Source organism: Pseudomonas sp. PME37.24/025, from assembly GCF_055556615.1.
On the sequence record NZ_JBVHNK010000244.1, the window covers coordinates 1 to 267 of the forward strand.

Consider the following 267-nt stretch of genomic DNA (forward strand, 5'->3'; position numbering starts at 1 on the left):
GTCCGTCGCTTCGGCGAGGGAGTCGAAGGTGCCGGTGTCGAGCCAGGCGGTGCCGCGCGGCAGCAGTTCGACACGCAGGCGCCCCTGCTCGAGATACGTCCGGTTGACGTCGGTGATCTCGAGCTCGCCCCGCGGGGACGGCTTCAGATCACGGGCGATCCCGATGACGTCGTTGTCGTAGAAGTACAGCCCGGGGACGGCGTAGTCGCTCTTCGGAACGGCGGGTTTCTCCTCGAGGGAGACGACGCGCCCGTCGGGGTCGAACTC

Annotated in this window: 1 protein-coding gene; it reads right to left on the reverse strand. The window is 68.2% G+C overall.

From position 1 onward, the window contains the following. The coding region (locus ACZ3HH_RS30220; protein WP_465810277.1) for a sugar phosphate nucleotidyltransferase at positions 1-267 on the reverse strand (267 nt) is incomplete at both ends.